Here is a 379-nt window from a genome sequence, read left to right as displayed (position 1 = left end):
TACGAAGGAGTACGATAGTTCAATTCTTCGATCACACGTGGCACCAAATAGGGAAGACGGCGCGTAGTCGCTCCTTACCCTTGGCCGAATGTAAGTTCCTTCACTTTGTTTTTATCCAATCGTTTGATTACTTCGCTGATTAGCTTCACGGCATTTTCGAAATCCTCGCGGTGGAGAATCGCCGCATGCGAGTGAATATATCGCGTTGGACTACAAATCGCAAGCGACGGTACGCCGCCGGCTGTCACGTGAATGGCGCCCGCGTCGGTTCCGCCTCCTGCAACATAGTCGAATTGATAAGGAATGCCGAGCTCATCCGCTGTGTCGGTAACGAAGTTGCGCAGGCGGCGATGCGAGATCATCGATCCGTCATAAATGA

1 pseudogene is annotated in these 379 nt (G+C 51.7%); it reads right to left on the bottom strand.

The window, feature by feature from the left end:
- Positions 1-74 precede the first annotated feature (74 nt).
- Positions 75-379, bottom strand: a pseudogene (locus tag ACT80S_RS19140) (hypothetical protein); the annotation flags it as partial.

It is taken from the genome of Ramlibacter sp. MAHUQ-53 (assembly GCF_052600055.1).
The sequence above is the reverse complement of the archived record's forward strand: the minus strand, read 5'-3'. Positions and strand labels throughout refer to the sequence as shown.